This window comes from Microbacterium galbinum (assembly GCF_023101185.1).
Classification (GTDB): Bacteria; Actinomycetota; Actinomycetes; order Actinomycetales; family Microbacteriaceae; genus Microbacterium; species Microbacterium galbinum.
The window spans coordinates 3,398,889-3,419,102 of the sequence record NZ_CP078077.1 but is presented as its reverse complement, the minus strand read 5'-3'; the positions used below and the strand labels follow the sequence as shown (position 1 = coordinate 3,419,102).

At 67.3% G+C, this 20,214-nt stretch carries 18 protein-coding genes; 14 read left to right on the top strand and 4 right to left on the bottom strand.

Annotation, left to right across the window (positions count from 1 at the left end; translation table 11 throughout):
• Positions 1 to 32: 32 nt before the first annotated feature.
• Together qcrC and ctaE are read right to left on the bottom strand one after the other, a co-directional pair.
• Entirely contained in the window at positions 33 to 833 is an 801-nt protein-coding gene (gene qcrC, locus KV396_RS16575; RefSeq protein WP_247622113.1) for a cytochrome bc1 complex diheme cytochrome c subunit, read from the bottom strand.
• A gap of 20 nt (positions 834 to 853) precedes the next feature.
• Complete coding sequence (gene ctaE, locus KV396_RS16570) at positions 854 to 1,507, bottom strand: cytochrome c oxidase subunit 3 (protein ID WP_456085723.1); 654 nt, start codon at positions 1,505 to 1,507, stop codon at positions 854 to 856.
• Positions 1,508 to 1,699: 192 nt separating this feature from the next.
• On the opposite strand from ctaE, the gene trpD reads away from it, so the two are divergent.
• The gene (gene trpD / locus KV396_RS16565; RefSeq protein ID WP_247631968.1) at positions 1,700 to 2,764 is read left to right on the top strand and encodes an anthranilate phosphoribosyltransferase; all 1,065 of its coding nucleotides are present in this window, start codon (positions 1,700 to 1,702) and stop codon (positions 2,762 to 2,764) included.
• Positions 2,765 to 2,772: 8 nt separating this feature from the next.
• Entirely contained in the window at positions 2,773 to 3,759 is a 987-nt protein-coding gene (locus tag KV396_RS16560) for a PHP domain-containing protein (protein WP_247956395.1), read from the top strand.
• A 3-nt stretch (positions 3,760 to 3,762) separates the two neighbouring features.
• Here KV396_RS16560 and KV396_RS16555 read toward each other — a convergent pair whose 3' ends face one another.
• Positions 3,763 to 4,698, bottom strand: coding sequence for a 5'-3' exonuclease (locus tag KV396_RS16555; RefSeq protein ID WP_247956394.1), 936 nt, complete (start codon positions 4,696 to 4,698; stop codon positions 3,763 to 3,765).
• 198 nt (positions 4,699 to 4,896) lie between these two features.
• Here KV396_RS16555 and rpsA point away from each other — a divergent pair, with 198 nt between their 5' ends.
• The 5 genes from rpsA (at position 4,897) to KV396_RS16530 (ending at position 10,724) form a co-directional block, all read left to right on the top strand.
• On the top strand, positions 4,897 to 6,351 hold the full coding sequence (gene rpsA, locus KV396_RS16550) for a 30S ribosomal protein S1 (protein ID WP_247622117.1): 1,455 nt from the start codon (positions 4,897 to 4,899) through the stop codon (positions 6,349 to 6,351).
• A 79-nt stretch (positions 6,352 to 6,430) separates the two neighbouring features.
• Positions 6,431 to 7,030, top strand: a complete 600-nt coding sequence (coaE, locus tag KV396_RS16545; protein ID WP_247956393.1) for a dephospho-CoA kinase — start codon at positions 6,431 to 6,433, stop codon at positions 7,028 to 7,030.
• Complete coding sequence (locus tag KV396_RS16540) at positions 7,027 to 8,238, top strand: MFS transporter (protein WP_247956392.1); 1,212 nt, start codon at positions 7,027 to 7,029, stop codon at positions 8,236 to 8,238. Before coaE ends, KV396_RS16540 begins: the two co-directional genes overlap by 4 nt.
• Positions 8,239 to 8,299: 61 nt before the next feature.
• Positions 8,300 to 10,372, top strand: a complete 2,073-nt coding sequence (uvrB, locus tag KV396_RS16535; RefSeq protein ID WP_247622120.1) for an excinuclease ABC subunit UvrB — start codon at positions 8,300 to 8,302, stop codon at positions 10,370 to 10,372.
• A 28-nt stretch (positions 10,373 to 10,400) separates the two neighbouring features.
• Positions 10,401 to 10,724 carry a TfoX/Sxy family protein gene (locus KV396_RS16530; RefSeq protein WP_247622121.1) on the top strand — a complete coding sequence of 108 codons (324 nt, stop codon included), beginning with the start codon at positions 10,401 to 10,403 and terminating at the stop codon, positions 10,722 to 10,724.
• Between the two features lie 44 nt (positions 10,725 to 10,768).
• Here KV396_RS16530 and KV396_RS16525 read toward each other — a convergent pair whose 3' ends face one another.
• Positions 10,769 to 11,011, bottom strand: a complete 243-nt coding sequence (locus tag KV396_RS16525) for a hypothetical protein (RefSeq protein ID WP_247622122.1) — start codon at positions 11,009 to 11,011, stop codon at positions 10,769 to 10,771.
• Positions 11,012 to 11,056: 45 nt separating this feature from the next.
• On the opposite strand from KV396_RS16525, the gene KV396_RS16520 reads away from it, so the two are divergent.
• The 7 genes from KV396_RS16520 (at position 11,057) to gap (ending at position 20,212) form a co-directional block, all read left to right on the top strand.
• The gene (locus KV396_RS16520) at positions 11,057 to 11,500 is read left to right on the top strand and encodes a MarR family winged helix-turn-helix transcriptional regulator (RefSeq protein ID WP_247956391.1); all 444 of its coding nucleotides are present in this window, start codon (positions 11,057 to 11,059) and stop codon (positions 11,498 to 11,500) included.
• A 51-nt stretch (positions 11,501 to 11,551) separates the two neighbouring features.
• Positions 11,552 to 14,440 carry an excinuclease ABC subunit UvrA gene (gene uvrA / locus KV396_RS16515; RefSeq protein ID WP_247631975.1) on the top strand — a complete coding sequence of 963 codons (2,889 nt, stop codon included), beginning with the start codon at positions 11,552 to 11,554 and terminating at the stop codon, positions 14,438 to 14,440.
• Entirely contained in the window at positions 14,440 to 16,341 is a 1,902-nt protein-coding gene (uvrC, locus tag KV396_RS16510) for an excinuclease ABC subunit UvrC (RefSeq protein WP_247956390.1), read from the top strand. Before uvrA ends, uvrC begins: the two co-directional genes overlap by 1 nt.
• A 33-nt stretch (positions 16,342 to 16,374) precedes the next feature.
• Complete coding sequence (gene rapZ / locus KV396_RS16505; protein ID WP_247622126.1) at positions 16,375 to 17,247, top strand: RNase adapter RapZ; 873 nt, start codon at positions 16,375 to 16,377, stop codon at positions 17,245 to 17,247.
• Between the two features lie 67 nt (positions 17,248 to 17,314).
• The gene (whiA, locus tag KV396_RS16500) at positions 17,315 to 18,292 is read left to right on the top strand and encodes a DNA-binding protein WhiA (protein ID WP_247631977.1); all 978 of its coding nucleotides are present in this window, start codon (positions 17,315 to 17,317) and stop codon (positions 18,290 to 18,292) included.
• A gap of 185 nt (positions 18,293 to 18,477) precedes the next feature.
• Positions 18,478 to 19,104, top strand: coding sequence for a superoxide dismutase (locus KV396_RS16495; protein ID WP_247622128.1), 627 nt, complete (start codon positions 18,478 to 18,480; stop codon positions 19,102 to 19,104).
• Between the two features lie 103 nt (positions 19,105 to 19,207).
• Positions 19,208 to 20,212, top strand: a complete 1,005-nt coding sequence (gene gap / locus KV396_RS16490; RefSeq protein ID WP_247622129.1) for a type I glyceraldehyde-3-phosphate dehydrogenase — start codon at positions 19,208 to 19,210, stop codon at positions 20,210 to 20,212.
• The last annotated feature ends 2 nt before the right edge of the window (positions 20,213 to 20,214 follow it).

Here is a 20,214-nt window from a genome sequence, read left to right as displayed (position 1 = left end):
CTCCTCGTACGTTCCTCTTCGATGATTAAGCGTCAGTTGGACTTCGCCGTGATCCACACGGTGATGGCGACGAGTGCGCCGATGCCGAAGATCCAGACGAACAGGCCCTCCGAGACCGGTCCGAGCGATCCGAGGGAGAACCCGCCGATCTGCACGGACTGCTGCTGGTACAGGAGAGCCGAGATGATGTCGCGCTTGTCTTCGTCCGACAGGTTCATGTCGCCGAAGACGGGCATGTTCTGGGGGCCCGTCACCATGGCCGCGTACATGTGCAGCGCGCTGGTCTCGGTCAGGGCCGGGGCGTACTTGCCCTCGGTGAGCGCTCCACCGGCGGCGGCCACGTTGTGGCACATCGCGCAGTTGACGCGGAAGAGCTCGGCTCCGTGAGCCACGTCGCCCTCACCGTCGAGGATGCGCTCCTCGGGGAAGGTCGGGCCGGGGGCCGTGGACTGCACGAACGACGAGATCGCGAGGATCTGGTCCTCGGTGAACTGCGGCTCCTTCTGGGGAGCCTGCGGTCCCTGCATCTGCAGGGGCATGCGGCCCGTGGAGAGCTGGAACTCGGTGGCGAGCTCGCCGACACCGTAGAGGCTCGGCCCGTTGGGCGTGCCCTGCAGGTCGAGGCCGTGGCAGGTGGCGCAGTTCGCCTGGAACAGCTTCTCGCCGTCCTCGACGGTCAGCGTGGTCGCCGCGGTCTGCGTGTCGGTCGCGGCGAAGGCCGCGGATGCGCCGGCGTACACGGCGCCGGTGATCATCAGGCCTGCTCCGATGAGGGCCGCGGCAGCCAGGGGGCTGCGGCGACCGCCAGAACGGCGCTTCTTCTCTCGTGCCATCTCGGGGATCAGCTCCGCTCTTATTTCAGGAAGTAAATTACGACGAACAGCACGATCCAGACGACGTCGACGAAGTGCCAGTAGTAGGACACCACGATCGAGGAGGTCGCCTCCTTGTGCCGGAAGTTCTTGACGGCGAACGCGCGTCCGATGACGAGCAGGAACGCGACGAGCCCGCCCGTCACGTGCAGTGCGTGGAAGCCGGTGGTCAGGTAGAACGCGGAAGTGTACGAGTCGGCGCTGATGGGCATTCCCTCGGCGACGAGCTGGGCGTACTCCCAGACCTGACCCGAGACGAAGACCGCGCCGAGGGCGAAGGTGAGGAAGAACCACTCGACCATGCCCCAGCCGAACAGGCGGCGACGGCCTGCACCGTTCTTCTGGCCCTTGCCGATCTTGTAGGCCTGGAGGTCCTCGGCTGCGAAGACGCCCATCTGGCAGGTGAACGACGAGAGCACGAGGATCGCGGTGTTCACGAATGCGAACGGCACGTTCAGCAGTTCGGTCCGGTCGGCCCAGAGTTCGGGGGAGGTGCTTCGGAGCGTGAAGTAGATCGCGAAGAGTCCCGCGAAGAACATCACTTCACTGCCGAGCCACACAATGGTGCCGACAGCTACCGGGTTGGGCCGCTTGATGGTTCTCGCCGCCGGGGCATACGTCGCTGAGGTCGTCACCGTTCCATTATGGCCGATTCCCGGGGGTGATTCTTGCACCCGGACACCTCGTTTCGCCCGCTTTTCACTTAGGTAACCCTAAGAAAACACTGCGAATCGTCGGTGAATCCGCGGGAAATCGCGGGTGCTCCGGCCGTCGGCATCCGTGACAGACGAGATGCACGTTTTCTCGGCGCCGATAGGATCGCACACATGGCTGAATCCCTGACCTGGTCCGATGTGCTCACCACTCTCCTGGAGCGTCGCGACCTCAGCGTCTGGGAGTCGACGTGGGCCATGCGTCAGATCATGCGGGGCGATGTCAGTGAAGCCCAACTGGCGGGATTCCTCATCGCGTTGCGTGCGAAGGGCGAGACGATCGACGAGATCGTCGGTTTCCGCGATGCGATCCTCGAAGCGGCCGTCCCGCTCCCGGTGTCGCCGGACGTCCTCGACATCGTCGGCACGGGTGGGGACCGTGTCGGCACCGTGAACGTCTCGACGACCGCCGCCATCATTATCGGTGCGATGGGCATCCCGGTCGTGAAGCACGGCAACAGGGCGGCGAGTTCGGCGTCCGGCTCCTCGGATGTGCTCGGCGCTCTCGGGCTCGAGCTCACGCTCGATCCGGCCGCCGTGGCGTCCATCCTCGACCGCACGGGGATCACCTTTGCCTGGGCGGGTGCGTTCCACCCCGGTTTCAAGCACGCGGGAGCCGTGCGATCGCAGCTCGGCGTGCCCACCGTGTTCAACATGCTCGGCCCTCTCTGCAATCCGGCTCGTGCCGAGGCGAACGCCGTGGGCGTGGCGCAGCTCGAGCGCGTGCCCCTGATCACCGGAGTGTTCCGCACGCGCGGCGCCACCGCGCTGGTCTTCCGCGGCGATGACGGACTCGACGAGCTCACCACCACCGGACACAGCCGGATCTGGGAGGTCACCCGAGGAGATGTGCACGAGCACGATCTGGATCCGCGTGACCTCGGCATCCCGCTCGCCGAACTCTCGGACCTTCTCGGAGGGTCGCCGGAGCACAACGCGACCATCCTGCGTCGCACGCTCGAGGGGGAGCGCGGAGCGGTGCGCGACATCGTGCTGCTGAACGCCGCCGCGGGCATCGTCGCCTTCGAGCTCTCCCAGGACGCGGCTCAGGTGCAGCGTCCGATCCTCGAACGGCTGCGCAGCGCGTACGAGCGTGCGGCCGCCGCGATCGACGACGGGCGGGCGCTGTCGAAGCTCGACGAGTGGATCGGCGTGAGCCGCGAGCTCGCCGCCGGCTGAGGCGCATCATGGAACCGGTCGCCGCACTGCTCGAGATCGCTTCGCTGCTCGAGCGCGAGCGGGCGTCGAGATATCGGGCCAAGGCCTTCCGACAGGCAGCCGCGGTCTTCGAGTCATTACCCGCGGACGTGCGCACAGATCCGAACCGTCTCCGTGCGGCCCCGGGGATCGGTGCGTCGACCTTCTCGGTGATCCGTCAGGCGCAGGAGGGCATGGTCCCCGACTATCTGGTCGAGCTCCGTGGCGACGTGGAGCCGGAGCGCCTCTCCGACCTGCGGCGGAAGCTGCGCGGCGATCTCCACGCGCACACCGACTGGTCGGACGGGGCGACGTCGATCGCGGTGATGGCGGCCGCAGCGCGAGCGCAGGGACACGAGTATCAGGCGATCACCGATCATTCGCCGCGCCTGCGGGTGGCACGCGGGCTCTCGGCGGAGCGATTGCGCGAGCAGATCCCTCTCGTCCGGGCCGAGTCCGGCGACGGCTTCACGCTCCTGGCCGGCATCGAGGTCGACATCCTCGACGACGGCGTGCTCGACCAGGAGGACGGGCTTCTCGGCGATCTGGACATCGTCGTCGCGTCCGTGCACTCGAAGTTGCGGATGGATGCCCGCTCCATGACCCGTCGGATGCTCGCGGCGGTGGCGCACCCGCGGGTGAACGTGCTCGGCCACTGCACGGGGCGCCTGGTGCAGGGTGAGCGCGGCACCCGCCCGCCGTCGGAGTTCGACGCGGCCGCCGTGTTCGCGGCCTGCGCCGAGAACGGCGTCGCCGTCGAGATCAACTCCCGCCCGGAGCGTCAGGATCCTCCGGACGAGCTGATCGCGCTCGCTCTCGAAGCCGGATGCCTCTTCTCGATCGACTCGGATGCGCACGCCCCCGGTCAGCTGTCGCTTCTCGACCACGGCGCCGAGCGAGCGGAGCGCGCGGGGGTGCCGGCATCCCGGATCGTGACGACCTGGGGGCTCGAGCGTCTGCTCGCGTGGGCGGAATGAGGGTCAGGCGGAACCGGTGACCTTCTCGATCGCGGCGATCGCGCGGTTCATCGAGGAGGTCAGATTCCACTTCGCGGCGAGAGAATCGGCCGCGTCGCGGGCGACGTCGTCGAGCGGGTGCAGCGGCGTGCCCGGCGCGGAGATGTCGAGTCCGGTGGCCACCGCGACGACCGTGGGGGCGACATCGAGGTAGTCGCTGGCGGCGAGGATCTTCGCACGGACGCCGGCGCTCATCCCCTCGCCCGCGGCGGCCGCCGCACGGATGCCGTCGAGATCGGCATGGGTCTGGAGGAGCGTCGCCGCGGTCTTCTCGCCGACGCCGGCGACGCCGGGAAGGCCGTCCGAGGCGTCGCCGCGCATCGTCGCGAAGTCGGCGTACTGGCTGGGGAGTACTCCGTACTTGGCGACGACGGTCGCGTCGGTCACGATCTCGAGGTTGCTCATGCCGCGGGCGGTGTAGATCACGCGGACGTCGCTCGCGTCGTCGACGAGTTGGAAGAGGTCGCGATCCCCGGTGACGATGTCGACCGGAAGGGCGGATGCCGTGGCGAGCGTGCCGATCACGTCATCGGCCTCGTGCGCCGCGACGCCGATGATGGGGATGTCGAGAGCCGCGAGCGTCTGACGGATGAGAGGGATCTGCGCCTCGAGCGGATCGGGCACCTCTTCGACGTCCGGGGCGTCCGCGACGACCTCGACGACGCGGTGACCCTTGTAGCTGGGAATGAGGTCGACGCGCCACTGCGGACGCCAGTCGTCGTCCCAGCAGGCGATGACCTGGGTGGGCTCGTAGAGCGTGACGAGCTTCGCGACGATGTCGAGCAACCCACGGGCGGCGTTGATGGGGGAGCCGTCCGGTGCGGTGACCTTGTCAGGCACCCCGTAGAACGCACGGAAGTAGAGGCTGGCGGTATCGAGCAGCATCAGGCGATCGGTCACCGGGACAGTCTCGCACGGGCATCCGACGCCCGAGCCCCCGCAGCATCCCGAGATCTGGTAATCTGAAGCGTCACTCGTGGCGTGCATACGCATGCTCTCGTGACGATCAATCCAATCCAATCGCTGTGAAGCAGGATATCGGCCGTGCGCGGTCGCTGTTCACGGCCTGAGTTTCCATTCACAAGGACAACCCACTACATGACTACCGCAACGACCGCCCCGGCCACCAAGCAGGTCGCCATCAACGACATCGGATCTGCTGAGGACTTCCTGGCCGCGGTCGAGAAGACCCTGAAGTTCTTCAACGATGGCGACATCATCGAGGGCACGATCGTCAAGATCGACCGCGACGAGGTCCTCCTCGATGTGGGCTACAAGACCGAGGGTGTCATCCCCTCGCGCGAGCTCTCCATCAAGCACGACGTCGACCCCAACGAGGTCGTCGCCGTCGGCGACCTGGTCGAGGCCCTCGTCCTCCAGAAGGAGGACAAGGAAGGCCGTCTGATCCTCTCCAAGAAGCGTGCGCAGTACGAGCGCGCCTGGGGAGACGTCGAGAAGATCAAGGAGAACGACGGCGTCGTCACCGGCACCGTCATCGAGGTCGTCAAGGGTGGCCTCATCGTCGACATCGGCCTCCGTGGCTTCCTCCCGGCTTCGCTCATCGAGCTCCGCCGCGTCCGCGACCTCACGCCGTACCTCGGCCAGGAGATCGAGGCCAAGATCCTCGAGCTCGACAAGAACCGCAACAACGTCGTGCTCAGCCGCCGCGCGCTGCTCGAGCAGACGCAGTCGGAGTCGCGCACCACGTTCCTGAACAACCTCCACAAGGGCCAGGTCCGCAAGGGTGTCGTCTCGTCGATCGTCAACTTCGGTGCGTTCGTCGACCTGGGCGGCGTGGACGGCCTCGTGCACGTCTCCGAGCTGTCCTGGAAGCACATCGAGCACGCCTCCGAGGTCGTCGAGGTCGGCCAGGAGGTCACCGTCGAGATCCTCGAGGTCGACCTCGACCGCGAGCGCGTCTCCCTGTCGCTGAAGGCGACGCAGGAGGACCCGTGGCAGGTCTTCGCCCGTACCCACGCGATCGGTCAGGTCACCCCGGGTAAGGTCACGAAGCTCGTTCCGTTCGGTGCGTTCGTGCGCGTCGCAGACGGCATCGAGGGCCTCGTCCACATCTCCGAGCTCTCCAGCAAGCACGTCGAGCTGGCCGAGCAGGTCGTCTCCGTCGGCGAAGAGGTGTTCGTCAAGGTCATCGACATCGACCTCGAGCGTCGTCGCATCTCGCTGTCGCTGAAGCAGGCCAACGAGTCGGTCGACCCCAACGGCACCGAGTTCGACCCGGCCCTCTACGGAATGGTCGCCGAGTACGACGAGAACGGCGAGTACAAGTACCCGGAGGGCTTCGACGCCGAGACCGGTGCGTGGAAGGAAGGCTTCGACGCCCAGCGCGAGGCATGGGAGCAGGAGTACGCTGCTGCCCAGGCTCGCTGGGAGGCGCACAAGGCTCAGGTCACCAAGGCGGCCGAGGCCGAGGCGGCGGCCGGCGAGGACTTCGGCGGACAGTCGTTCTCGAGCGAGACCGCTGGTGCGGGCACGCTTGCCGACGACGAGGCTCTCGCGGCTCTCCGCGAGAAGCTCTCGGGTGGCAACGCCTAAGCAGCATCACGTCAGGAACGGGTCGTCACCTTCGGGTGGCGGCCCGTTCCGCGTTCTCGCGCGTGACAGGATGGAGACCATGCCCCTCATCGCGCTCACCGGCGGCATCGCGTCCGGGAAGTCGACCATCGCCCGACGGCTCGCCTCGCACGGTGCGATCCTCGTCGATGCGGATCAGATCGTGCGGGACGTCCAGACGCCGGGGAGTCCCGTGCTCCGTCGGATCGCCGCGGAGTTCGGTGACGGCGTCATCGCCGACGACGGGTCGCTGGACCGCCCGGCGTTGGGTGCGCAGGTCTTCGGAGACCCCGAGCGGCTCCGCGCCCTGAACGCGATCGTGCACCCGGCCGTTCGCGCCGAGTCCCAGCGGCGCTTCGAAGAGGCTTTCGCAGCCGATGAGGACGCGGTCGTCGTCTACGACGTCCCGCTCCTGGTGGAGGCGCGCGTCGACGACCCCTGGGACCTCATTGTCGTGGCGCACGCTCCCGAGACGGAGAGGCTGCGTCGCCTCGTCGAGATCCGCGGAATGGACCCGAAGTCGGCGAAGGAGCGCATCGACGCCCAGGTGTCCGACGATCAGCGTCTCGCGATCGCCGACGCGGTGATCGACACGTCCGGATCTCTCGACGAGACCGAAGCCCGCACCGACGCCCTGTGGGAGCGGATCCGCGCGCGGTGAGCGAACCGTTCACCGGCCATGCTCCGGGATCACGGGAGTATCGCCGACTGATCATCGGGCTCTTCTTCGCCGGCGTCGCGACATTCGCCCAGCTCTACGCCACCCAGGCCGTCCTTCCGCAGATCGCCTCCGACCTCCGGATCGGACCGGCGTCGGCGGCCCTGAGCGTGTCCGCCGCAACGCTCGGGCTGGCGGCGGCCGTCGTCCCCTGGTCGATGGTCGCCGATCGGATCGGACGGATCCCCGCGATGGCGACGGGGGTGATCATCGCCACCGTGCTCGGCATCTGCGCGCCGCTGAGCGACGGCATCCTCCCGCTGCTGATCCTGCGGCTGGGGGAGGGCATCGCGCTGGGCGCCGTGCCTGCCGTCGCCCTCGCCTACCTGAGCGAAGAGGTCCGCTCCTCGCACGCGGCGGCGGCCGCGGGCAGCTACATCGCGGGCACCACGCTCGGTGGGCTGACGGGGCGCCTCGTGGCCGGCGGCATCGGAGAGGCGGGCGGGTGGCGTGCGGGGGTCTGGGGCGTCGCCGCGGTCTGCATCGTCTGCGCCGTTCTGTTCCTCTGGCTCACGCCGCGCGCCCGCGGCTTCCTTCCTGCGGCGCGAGGCGGCGGCCCGGGGATCCTCGCGCGACTTCTGCGTCCGCTGCGTTCCGCGCCACAGCTCGCCCTCTACGCGCAGGGTTTCCTTCTGATGGGTGCCTTCGTCGCGGTCTACAACTATCTCGGCTTCCATCTCGCGGCTCCACCGTTCCTGCTCCCGGCCTGGCTGGTGACACTGCTGTTCGTGGCCTACCTCGCCGGCACGGTCTCCTCGCCCTGGGCGGGATCGCTCGCCAGCAGGTTCGGACGCTACCCCGTGCTGCTGGTCTCGATCGGCGTCACCGCGTCGGGCGCGGTACTCCTGGCGATGCCGACCACGGGACTGGTGCTCACCGGACTCGTGCTGTTCACCGCCGGGTTCTTCGGTGCCCATGCGATCGCCTCCGGGTGGGTGCCGACGGATGCCGATCCGGCGGTGCGCGCGCAGGCATCGTCGCTCTACTATTTCGGCTACTACGCCGGATCGAGCCTGTTCGGATGGATCCTCGGTCTCGTCTTCGGAGGGCTGGGATGGGAGTGGTTCATCGCCGGCATCCTCACGATGTGCGCCGCATCCGCGGCGATCGCGGCGCTCGCTCTGCGCGCGTCTCCTTCCGGAAGAGTCTGAGAGCCGTTCGCCCGAAGGGGAAGCGGGCCCCGATGTCGGTGGCCCCGCCTACGCTGGACGTATGGAACCCACCCGTAGCGTTCGCCCGTTCGAGGTCATCAGCGAATACGCGCCCGCCGGTGATCAGCCCCAGGCCATCGCCGAGCTCGCCGCGCGCATCAACGCCGGGGAGACCGACGTCGTGCTGCTGGGGGCGACGGGTACGGGAAAATCGGCGACGACCGCATGGCTCGTCGAGCAGGTGCAGCGCCCCACTCTCGTCCTCGCGCACAACAAGACGCTCGCGGCTCAGCTCGCGAACGAGTTCCGCGAGCTCATGCCGAACAACGCGGTCGAGTACTTCGTCTCTTACTACGACTACTACCAGCCCGAAGCGTACGTCCCGCAGACCGACACCTTCATCGAGAAGGACTCGTCCATCAACGCCGAGGTCGAACGGCTGCGGCACTCGACGACGAACTCGTTGCTCAGCCGCCGTGACGTCGTGGTGGTCTCGACCGTTTCCTGCATCTACGGACTCGGTGCTCCCGAGGAGTACCTCCGTGCGATGGTCGCCCTGCAGGTGGGGGAGCGGTACGACCGGGACGCGCTCATCCGTCAGTTCATCGCGATGCAGTACAACCGCAACGACGTCGACTTCTCGCGGGGCAACTTCCGCGTGCGGGGCGACACGATCGAGATCATCCCCGTCTACGAGGAGCACGCGATCCGCATCGAACTCTTCGGTGACGAGATCGAAGCGTTGTACTCCCTCCACCCGCTCACCGGCGAGGTGATCGAGAAGCTCGACGCCGTGCCGATCTTCCCCGCGTCGCACTACGTCGCGGGAACCGATGTGATCCAGCGCTCGATCGGCACGATCGAGACAGAGCTGGAAGAGCGGCTCGCCGAGTTCGAGAAGCAGGGGAAGCTGCTCGAGGCGCAGCGGTTGCGCATGCGCACCACCTTCGATCTCGAGATGCTGCAGCAGCTCGGATTCTGCTCGGGCATCGAGAACTACTCGCGCCACATGGACGGTCGCGCTCCGGGGGAGCCGCCGCACACGCTGCTCGACTTCTTCCCGGACGACTTCCTCCTCGTCATCGACGAGTCGCACGTCACCGTGCCCCAGATCGGTGCGATGTACGAGGGCGACGCCTCGCGCAAGCGCACGCTCGTCGACCACGGATTCCGTCTGCCGAGTGCGATGGACAACCGTCCGCTCCGATGGGACGAGTTCAAGAACCGCATCGGGCAGACCGTCTACCTCTCCGCGACGCCTGGGAAGTACGAGATGGGGATCGCCGACGGGATCGTCGAGCAGATCATCCGCCCGACGGGCCTGGTCGATCCCGAGATCATCGTGAAGCCCTCGAAGGGGCAGATCGACGACCTGCTCGAGGAGATCCGTCTGCGTGTGGAGCGTGACGAGCGCATCCTCGTCACGACTCTGACGAAGAAGATGGCCGAGGAGCTGACGGACTTCCTCGGCGAGCACGGGGTTCGCGTCCGCTACCTGCACTCCGATGTCGATACCCTGCGTCGTGTCGAGCTGCTGAGCGAGCTGCGTTCCGGGGTGTACGACGTGCTGGTCGGAATCAACCTCCTGCGTGAGGGTCTCGATCTCCCCGAGGTCTCGCTCGTGGCGATCCTCGATGCCGACAAGGAGGGCTTCCTGCGCTCCGGGACGTCGCTCATCCAGACCATCGGGCGTGCGGCGCGAAACGTGTCGGGCGAGGTCCACATGTACGCCGACAAGATGACCGACTCGATGGCGAAGGCGATCGAGGAGACCGATCGTCGTCGCGAGAAGCAGGTCGCGTACAACAAGGAGCACGGGATCGACCCGCAGCCGCTGCGGAAGAAGATCGCCGACATCACCGCCGTTCTGGCACGCGAGGGGGCGGACACCGCCGAGCTGATGTCGGGGAGGGGGCGTGCGACCGGCAAGGGTAAGTCGCCCACGCCGAACCTCCGACGTACGGGGATCGCCGCGGAGGGAGCACAGCAGCTGGAGGCGACGATCCAAGACCTCTCGGATCAGATGCTGGCGGCTGCCGCCGAGCTCAAGTTCGAGCTGGCAGGGCGACTCCGCGACGAGGTGCAGGACCTCAAGAAGGAACTGCGCGCCATGGAGCGGGCCGGCCACGCCTGAGGGCGTTCGGTAGGTGAAGGCGGCGCGGATGGATGCTGCGGGCGAAGAACTCGCCGACCGGATTCGCGCGATCGTCGCGCCCGCATCCGGCATCGAGGAGCGGAGGATGTTCGGGACCCGAGCATTCCTGCTCGATGGCCGGATCCTCGCCGGGGCCCGGCCGGGAGGTGTGCTGCTGATCAAGGTCGCAGCCGAAGACGAGGCAGTGCTACTCCTGCGCGAGGGAGCCGAGCGTGCCGTGATGGGCCCGCGGACCATGAGTGCGCGATGGATCGACGTCGCCCCATCCGCGATCGCCGACGATGACGGACTGCTGTTCTGGATCGATGCGGCGCGGGCCGGAGCCGACTGAGGCGAGTCGACCGTTCGCGCGCCGGCCGCAGGCGCTTCCTCGGCTCAGGGGCAGTGGATGAGGGGCTTGGGTCCGGACCGGTCGATCTCGTGCGCCGTCATCGGCGCTCCGCACAGGGGGCACGCGCGCTCGGCGCGCTCTGCGGCGCTCGGCGGGGGCGTCTTCTCGTAGGGGCCGACGGACGCCGGTCCGGCGAAGCGGATGAGGTTGGTGTTCACCCAGGCGTACAGCCCTCCCGCCTCGCGAATGCGCGTGCGCAGGGGAGCCCGTTCCGGATCATGTGCCATGTTGATTAGTGTACTAACGATTAGGGCAGTTGTATAGTTGGCCGGATGAACGCATCCGACGAACTCCTCCGGCTCGAGAACCAGCTGTGCTTCGCGCTGGTGACCGCGGCGCGCAACGTCGTGGCGATCTACCGACCGATCCTCGAGCCGCTGGGGCTGACCCACCCGCAGTACCTGGTGATGCTGGCGCTCTGGGAACGATCGCCTCGCACCCTGAACGATCTCGCCGCCGATCTCGCGATGGAGCCGGCCACGGCGTCGCCGCTGGTCAAGCGGCTGGAGGCCGACGGGCTCGTCGCGCGGGAGCGCAGCGCGGAGGACGAGCGGCGTCTCGACATCACCCTCACCGATGCGGGACGCGCTCTGCGCGAGCGGGCGCTGGAGGTGCCGGCGCAGGTGATGTCCGCGGTCGGGATGGACGTGCACGAAGTGTCGGCGCTCCGTGACGGGCTGGGGCCGTTCGCGGGGCGGCGCCTCGGAGGCGCCTGAGCATCCGGGCCCTGCGGAGCCAATGTCGGTGGCCCCTCGTAGACTTGTCCGGTGCCTATCGTCCCCGTCGCCACCCCCGGAAAACTCAGTGTTCGCGGTTCGCGCGTGCACAATCTCAAGAACGTCGACATCGACATTCCCCGTGACTCGCTCGTCGTGTTCACCGGCCTGTCCGGGTCCGGCAAGTCCAGTCTCGCGTTCGACACGATCTTCGCAGAGGGGCAGCGCCGTTACGTCGAGTCGTTGAGCGCCTACGCGCGCCAGTTCCTCGGTCAGGTCGACAGGCCCGACGTCGATTTCATCGAGGGGCTGAGTCCGGCGGTGTCGATCGACCAGAAGTCGACCAACCGGAACCCGCGCTCGACGGTCGGCACGATCACCGAGATCTACGACTACATGCGACTGCTCTGGGCGCGCATCGGCATTCCTCACTGCCCGGAGTGCGGCGAGAAGATCCAGCGGCAGACCGTGCAGCAGATCGCCGATCAGCTCATGGAGCTGCCCGAGCGTACCCGCTACCAGATCGTCGCTCCGATCGTGTCGCAGAAGAAGGGCGAGTTCGTCGACCTCTTCCGCGAGCTCGGCGCCAAGGGATACTCCCGTGCGATCGTCGACGGCGATCTCATCCAGCTCGCCGAGCCGCCCACCCTCAAGAAGAGCTACAAGCACGACATCGCCGTGGTCGTCGACCGCCTCGTCGCGTCGGATGACATCCTCGGGCGCGTGACGGATTCCGTCGAGACGGCTCTGGGCCTTGCCGGAGGCGTCGTCCAGGTCAATTTCGTCGACGAAGAGGGCGACGACGCGTGGCAGTCCTTCTCCGAGAAACTCGCCTGCCCGAACGGGCACCCGCTCAGCCTGACCGAGATCGAGCCCCGCACCTTCTCGTTCAACGCACCGTTCGGCGCCTGCCCCGCGTGCTCCGGTCTGGGCACGCGCATGTCGGTCGATGTCGACCTGATGCTCGGCGACGAGGATCTCTCGATCCGCGAAGGCGTCATCATCCCCTGGACGACGCAGGGCAAGGGTCTCTTCCAGTACTACGAGCGCCTGCTCGAAGGTCTGTCCCGCGATCTCGACTTCTCGCTCGACACCCCCTGGCGCGAGCTCCACTCCGATATCCAGGACGCGGTGCTGCGCGGCGAGAACTACAAGGTCACCGTCAAGTGGAAGAACCGGTACGGGCGCGAGATGCGGTACGCCTCCGGGTTCGAGGGCGTCGTCCCTTACATCGAGCGGCAGTACCTGCAGGCCGAGTCCGACACGCAGCGCGGTCGGTGGGGCGAGTACCTCCGCGAGGTGCCGTGCCCCGTCTGCGACGGCGATCGCTTGAAGCCGGAGGTCCTCGCGGTTCAGGTGCAGGGCCACTCCATCGCCGAGGTCTCGCACCTCAGCCTGAGCGATGCGCAGTCCTTCATGCAGACGCTGACCCTCACGGAGCGAGAGGCGAAGATCGCCGCTCAGGTCCTGCGCGAGATCCGTCTGCGACTCGATTTCCTGCTTCAGGTGGGGCTCTCGTACCTCAACCTGAGCAGGTCCGCCGGCTCTCTCTCCGGCGGTGAGGCGCAGCGCATCCGGCTGGCGACGCAGATCGGATCGGGTCTGACCGGTGTGCTCTACGTGCTCGACGAGCCGTCCATCGGTCTCCACCAGCGCGACAACCGGCGTCTGATCAACACCCTGCTCAAGCTGCGCGACCTGGGCAACACGCTCATCGTGGTGGAGCACGATGAGGAGACGATCGAGGCGGCCGACTGGGTGGTCGACATCGGCCCGGGAGCCGGTGTCAACGGTGGCGAGGTCGTGCACTCGGGTCCCTATGAGGCTCTGCTCGACGACCGGTCGTCGATGACGGGGGAGTACCTCTCCGGTCGTCGTGAGATCCCGACACCGACCAAGCGGCGCAAACTCGACCGCAAGCGCATGCTCAACGTGATCGGGGCTCGCGAGAACAACCTCAAGAACGTCGATGCGAGCTTCCCGCTGGGTGTACTCACGGCTGTCACCGGCGTCAGCGGCTCGGGCAAGTCGTCGCTGGTCAACGACATCCTCTTCCAGGTGCTCGCGTCCCGGCTGAACGGTGCCCGTACCGTGCCCGGCAAGCACACCCGCGTGACCGGTCTCGACAATCTCGACAAGGTGGTGCATGTCGATCAGGCACCGATCGGACGCACGCCGCGCTCGAACCCGGCGACCTACACCGGTGTGTTCGACCGCATCCGTTCGCTCTTCAGCGAGACCCCCGAGGCCAAGGTGCGCGGCTACCAGCCGGGTCGCTTCAGCTTCAACGTCAAGGGCGGCCGTTGCGAGGCGTGCTCGGGCGACGGCACGATCAAGATCGAGATGAACTTCCTCCCCGACGTGTACGTGGACTGCGAGGTGTGCCACGGCAAGCGGTACAACCGCGACACGCTCGCCGTGCACTACAAGGGGAAGAACATCGCCGAGGTCCTCGAGATGCCGATCGAAGAGGCTGCGGAGTTCTTCGAGCCCATCCAGGCGATCCACCGCTACATGAAGACCTTGGTCGACGTGGGACTCGGATACGTGCGCCTGGGTCAGTCGGCTACGACGCTCTCGGGCGGAGAGGCGCAGCGCGTGAAACTCGCCACCGAGCTCCAGCGCCGCAGCAACGGTCGAAGCATCTACGTGCTCGACGAGCCGACCACCGGTCTGCACTTCGAAGACGTGCGCAAGCTCCTCGAGGTGCTGAACGGACTCGTCGACAAGGGCAACACCGTGATCGTCATCGAGCACAACCTCGACGTCATCAAGTCCGCCGACTGGGTCATCGACCTCGGTCCCGAGGGTGGTTCCGGCGGTGGCGAGATCCTGGCGACGGGCACCCCGGAGCAGATCGCCCGGGTGGAGGAGAGTCACACCGGGCAGTTCCTCGCCGAGATCCTCGGGGATGGGCGCGCCGCGCGCAAGGCCAGCTGATGGCCGACGTGCTTCCGTACAAGCCGCGGCCGGGAGAGATCCCGACCGATCCCGGTGTGTACCGTTTTCGTGACGCCGATGGGCGGGTGCTCTACGTCGGGAAGGCGAAGAACCTCCGCCAGCGGCTCTCGAACTACTTCGCGCCGTTGCGCACGCTCCATGAGCGCACACGGCGCATGGTCACGACCGCCTCCTCGGTCGAATGGACCGTCGTCTCGACCGATGTGGACTCACTGCAGCTCGAGTACATGTGGATCAAGGAGTTCGATCCGCCGTTCAACGTCCGCTATAAGGACGACAAGTCCTACCCGTTCATGGCGGTGACCCTCGGCGACGAGGCGCCGCGCGTGCTCGTCACCCGAAATCGCAAGATTCCGGGGGCGCGGTACTTCGGCCCGTATCCGAAGGTCTGGGCGGTGCACGAGACGATCGACCTGATGATCAAGGCGTTTCCGATCCGCACCTGCAGCGACGCGAGTTACAAGCGCGCCATGCAGACGGGACGCCCCTGTTTCCCCGGGCAGATCGGCAAGTGCGGCGGGCCGTGCTCGATGACGGTGACCATCGAGGAGCACCGCGCGATGGTGAACGACTTCGTGGCGTTCATGGCCGGAGGCGACGAGCGATTCACTCGCGACCTCCGCAAGCGGATGCTCGATGCCTCCGCGGCCATGGACTACGAAGCGGCGGCCAAGTACCGCGACAAGCTCTCCGCGATCGAGGCGGTGCTCGGGAAGAGCGCCCTCGTGCTGGCATCCGATGAGGACGCCGACCTCTTCGGTATCGCCGAGGACGAGCTCGCCGCGGCGGTTCAGCACTTCGTGATCCGTGGGGGTCGTGTGCGCGGCGTCCGGGCGATGACGATCGAGAAGGAGATCGACATCTCGGGTGCCGAGTTGGTCGATCAGGTGCTCCAGCGTGCCTACGGCGATGCCGCCGACGTGCCACGGCGGATCCTGGTGCCCTCGCTGCCGGACGACGCTCCCGAGATGGAGGAGTGGCTCCGCGAGCGTCGCGGCAAGAAGGTCGAGATCGCCGTCGCCCAGCGTGGCCAGCGAGCGGATCTCATGCGCACCGCCACGCTGAACGCGCAGCAAGCCCTCATCCGCTACAAGACGCGGCGCACCAGCGACTACGTCGCCCGAACGCAGGCGCTCACCGACCTGCAGGAAGCTCTCGGCATGGACGAGGCTCCGCTGCGCATCGAGTGCTTCGACATCTCGCATCTGGGCGGGACGAACGTCGTAGCCTCGATGGTGGTCTTCGAAGACGGCCTCCCGCGCAAGGACCAGTACCGCTCCTTCGGCATCGCCGAGACCACGGATGACACCGACTCGATGTACCAGGTCCTGCGCCGTCGGCTGGCGTATCTCGACCGCCCGGACCCGGTCGTCGTGAGCGACCCGCTGCTCGACGGCGTCGAGGGAGAGGTCGAGGGCGAGCCCGGTCGCAAGAAGCCTCGCTTCGCCTATCGGCCGCAGTTGCTCCTCGTCGACGGCGGCAAGCCGCAGGTCGAAGCGGCCGCGCGTGCCCTGCGCGACGCGGGGCACCCGGAGATCAGCGTGTGCGGCATCGCGAAGCGCCTCGAGGAGGTCTGGCTTCCCGGCGAGGATTTCCCCGTGATCCTCCCGCGCACGAGCGAGGCGCTCTACCTGCTCCAGCGCCTGCGCGACGAGGCGCATCGGTTCGCGATCGTCCATCAGCGAAAGAAGCGCCGCAACGACATCACCACGGTGCTCGCCGAGGTCCCGGGGCTCGGCGCCGCTCGCATCAAGGTGCTGCTCAAGCACTTCGGATCCGTGACGGCCCTGCGGGCGGCCGAGCCGGGACAGATCGAGGAGGTGCAGGGCATCGGACCGGTGCTGGCGCAGAACATCCACACGCACCTCGCCACTCGATAGGCTGGTGTCCCAGGCGAAAGGGATGAGCGAGAGATGACCGAGTCCGAGAAGGGCGAGTTCCTCATCGTCACAGGTATGTCCGGTGCAGGCCGGACGACGGTGGCGAACGCCCTCGAAGACCTCGGCTGGTATGTCGTCGACAATCTCCCGCCGCAGATCCTCCGACCGCTGATCGACCTCACCGACATGGGCGGGGATGCCCTGCCCAAGGTCGCAGCCGTCGTCGACGTTCGCGGACGCAGCCTCTTCGACGACTTCCCGGAGGTCGCGCGCCTGCTCCGCTCGCGCGGCTCCGTGCGGGTGCTGTTCCTCGAAGCGTCCGATGACGTGCTCGTCCGGCGCTTCGAAGCCGTCCGCCGGCCGCACCCGCTCCAGAACGACGGCACGCTCCTCGACGGCATCCGGCGCGAACGCGCCCGACTCGCGCCGATCCACGAGTCCGCCGACATGGTGATCGATACCTCGACACTGAACATCCACCAGTTGGCGACACAGGTCTCCGAGCTGTTCTCCGAAGAGGGGCAGGCTCGTCATCGCGTGACGCTGCTCAGCTTCGGGTTCAAGTACGGCCTGCCGACCGACGTCGATCTCGTGGCCGATATGCGATTCCTGCCGAACCCGTTCTGGAACGAGGAGTTGCGCGGTCTCACCGGGCAGGACGAGCCCGTGCGCGAGTACGTGCTGTCTCGCGAGGGGGCGGGGGAGTTCCTCGAGGCCTACGCTGCGGCTCTCACTCCGGTGCTCGAGGGGTATCAGCGCGAGAACAAGAGCCACTCCACCATCGCGATCGGATGCACCGGAGGCAAGCACCGCTCCGTCGCCATGTCGGAGGAGCTCGCTCGGCGTCTCGCGGCGATCCCCGGGGTGGCCGTCAACGTCCGTCATCGCGACCTCGGGCGCGAGTAGGGGAGCGCCCAGCCGGTAAGCTGGACGTTTGCGTCGCGACCCGACGCGTGAACGTAGAAGGAGCCCCGTGGCACTCACCACCGACGTCAAGGCCGAGCTGGTCAGCATCCGAAATGCACCCCCGACGGTGCGAGTCGCGGAGGTGACCGCCATCCTGCGGTTCGCCGGCGGCCTGCACTCGATCGCCGGCCGGGTGGCCGTCGAAGCGGAAGTGGATGCCGAGACCCTCGCGCGTCGCGTGGCCCGGGATCTCGCCGAGATCTACGGTGTTCGTCCCGAGATCGCCCAGGTGCAGTCCAGCACCGCCAATGAAGGCGCCCGTTGGGCCGTGCGCGTCATCGACTCGGGGGAGACCCTCGCCCGTCAGACCGGTCTCCTGGATCAGCGTCGTCGTCCGGTGCGCGGACTCCCGAACCGCCTGACGACCGGTTCGCGCTCGGAGCTCGCCGGTCTCTGGCGCGGGGCGTTCCTCGCCGCCGGCTCGCTCAGTGAACCCGGCCGCTCCGCCATGCTCGAAGTCGTCTGCCCGTCGTCGGAGGCCGCGATGGCGCTCGTCGGTGCCGCGCATCGTCTGGGCGTCGCCGCGAAGGCCCGTGAAGTCCGCGGGATGCCGCGCGTGGTCGTGCGCGAGGGTGAGGCGATCCGTGCCATCCTCAGCGAGATGGGCGCCCACCGCACCGCCGTGGCCTGGGAGGAACTGCGCCAGCGTCGCGAGGTGCGCGCCGGCGTCAACCGTCTCGTCAACTTCGACGACGCGAACCTGCGTCGTTCGGCGCAGGCCGCCGTCGCCGCCTGCGCGCGCGTCGAGCGCGCGCTCCAGATCCTCGCCGACGAGGTCCCCGACCATCTCCGCGTGGCGGGGGAGCTGCGTCTCGCACACCGCGATGCGAGTCTCGACGAACTCGGACACCATGCCGATCCGCCGCTGACGAAGGATGCCGTCGCCGGTCGCATCCGTCGTCTTCTGGCGATGGCCGACAAGAAGGCGCAGCAGGACGGGATCCCCGGGACCGAGGCGGCGGTGCCCGCCGGGCTCGACGTCTGACCCGTTCCTCGCACACAAGAGAGCCGACCCTGTCAAGGGTCGGCTCTCTTCGTCATTCAGCGGAAGGATCCGATGCCGTCGGGCGTTGGCGTCAGTAGGATGAGTTACGTCCGCTCCTCGCCGCATCTCGGCGGCGCGGAGGATCGGCAAGCGCCGCGGCGCGGCGCGGATTGGATGAAAGCGATATGGCGACCTACACGCTCCCCGACCTCCCCTACGACTTCGCAGCTCTCGAGCCGCACATCAGTGGAAAGATCATGGAGCTGCACCATGACAAGCACCACCAGGCGTACGTGACCGGCGCGAACACCGCGCTCGAGCAGCTCGCCGAGGCGCGCGACAGCGGAAACCTCGCGAACGTCAACAAGCTCGAGAAGGACCTCGCGTTCAACCTCGGTGGGCACGTCAACCACTCGATCTTCTGGACCAACCTCTCGCCGAACGGTGGCGGCCAGCCCGAGGGCGAGCTGAAGGCTGCGATCGACGAGTACTTCGGTTCGTTCGAGAAGTTCCAGGCTCACTTCACGGCGGCGGCCACCGGCATCCAGGGTTCCGGCTGGGCCGTGCTGAGCTGGGACCCGATCGGCGCCCGCCTGATCATCCAGCAGCTGTTCGACCAGCAGGCGAACACCGCGCAGGGCACCGTGCCGCTGTTCCAGCTCGACATGTGGGAGCACGCCTTCTACCTCGACTACCTCAACGTGAAGGCCGACTACGTCAAGGCCGCGTGGAACATCGCCAACTGGGAGAACGTCGCCCAGCGCTTCGAGGTGGCCCGCGAGAAGACCGCTGGCCTGCTGGTACTGTCGTAAACAAGACGGGCGTCCCGACGGACGATTCGCCCGTCGGGACGCCGTTGTCCACGCTTCTCTAGTAGAAACCGCGCGCAAGCGCACGAGAAATCAGGAGACCTGAGTGTCTGTCAAGATCGGTATCAACGGCTTCGGCCGTATCGGACGCAACTACTTCCGCGCGGCTCTCGCGCAGGGAGCAGACATCGAAATCGTCGCGGTCAACGACCTCACCGACAACAAGACCCTGGCGCACCTGCTGAAGTACGACTCGATCACCGGTCGCCTCGACGCCGAGGTGAGCTACGACGAGAACAGCATCACCGTCAACGGCAACGTCATCAAGGCTTTCGCCGAGCGCGACCCCGCCAACCTCCCGTGGGGCGAGCTGGGTGTCGACATCGTCATCGAGTCGACCGGCTTCTTCACCAAGGCGGAGCTCGCGAAGAAGCACATCGACGCCGGCGCCAAGAAGGTTCTCATCTCGGCTCCCGCCACGGGCGACGACGCGACCATCGTGATGGGCGTGAACGAGGACACCTACAACCCGGCGACCGACCACATCATCTCGAACGCCTCCTGCACCACGAACTGCCTCGCGCCGCTCGCCAAGGTGTTCAACGACGCGTTCGGTATCGAGACCGGCCTCATGACGACGGTCCACGCCTACACGGCCGACCAGAACCTGCAGGACGGCCCGCACAGCGACCTGCGCCGTGCTCGCGCGGCAGCGATCAACATCGTCCCGACCTCCACGGGTGCGGCGAAGGCCATCGGCCTGGTCCTCCCGGAGCTCAAGGGCAAGCTCGACGGCTTCGCGCTGCGCGTGCCGGTGCCGACCGGCTCGATCACCGACCTCACGATCACGACCAAGACCCCGGTCACGGTCGACGAGATCAAGGCCGCGTACAAGGCTGCCGCCGAGGGCCCCCTCAAGGGCATCCTCAAGTACACGGAGGACGAGATCGTCTCGAGCGACATCGTCACCGATCCGCACTCGTCGATCTTCGACGCCGGCCTGCTCCGCGTCATCGGCAACCAGGTCAAGCTCTCCAGCTGGTACGACAACGAGTGGGGCTACTCCAACCGTCTCGTCGACCTGACCGAGTACGTGGCAGAGCGTCTCTGAGC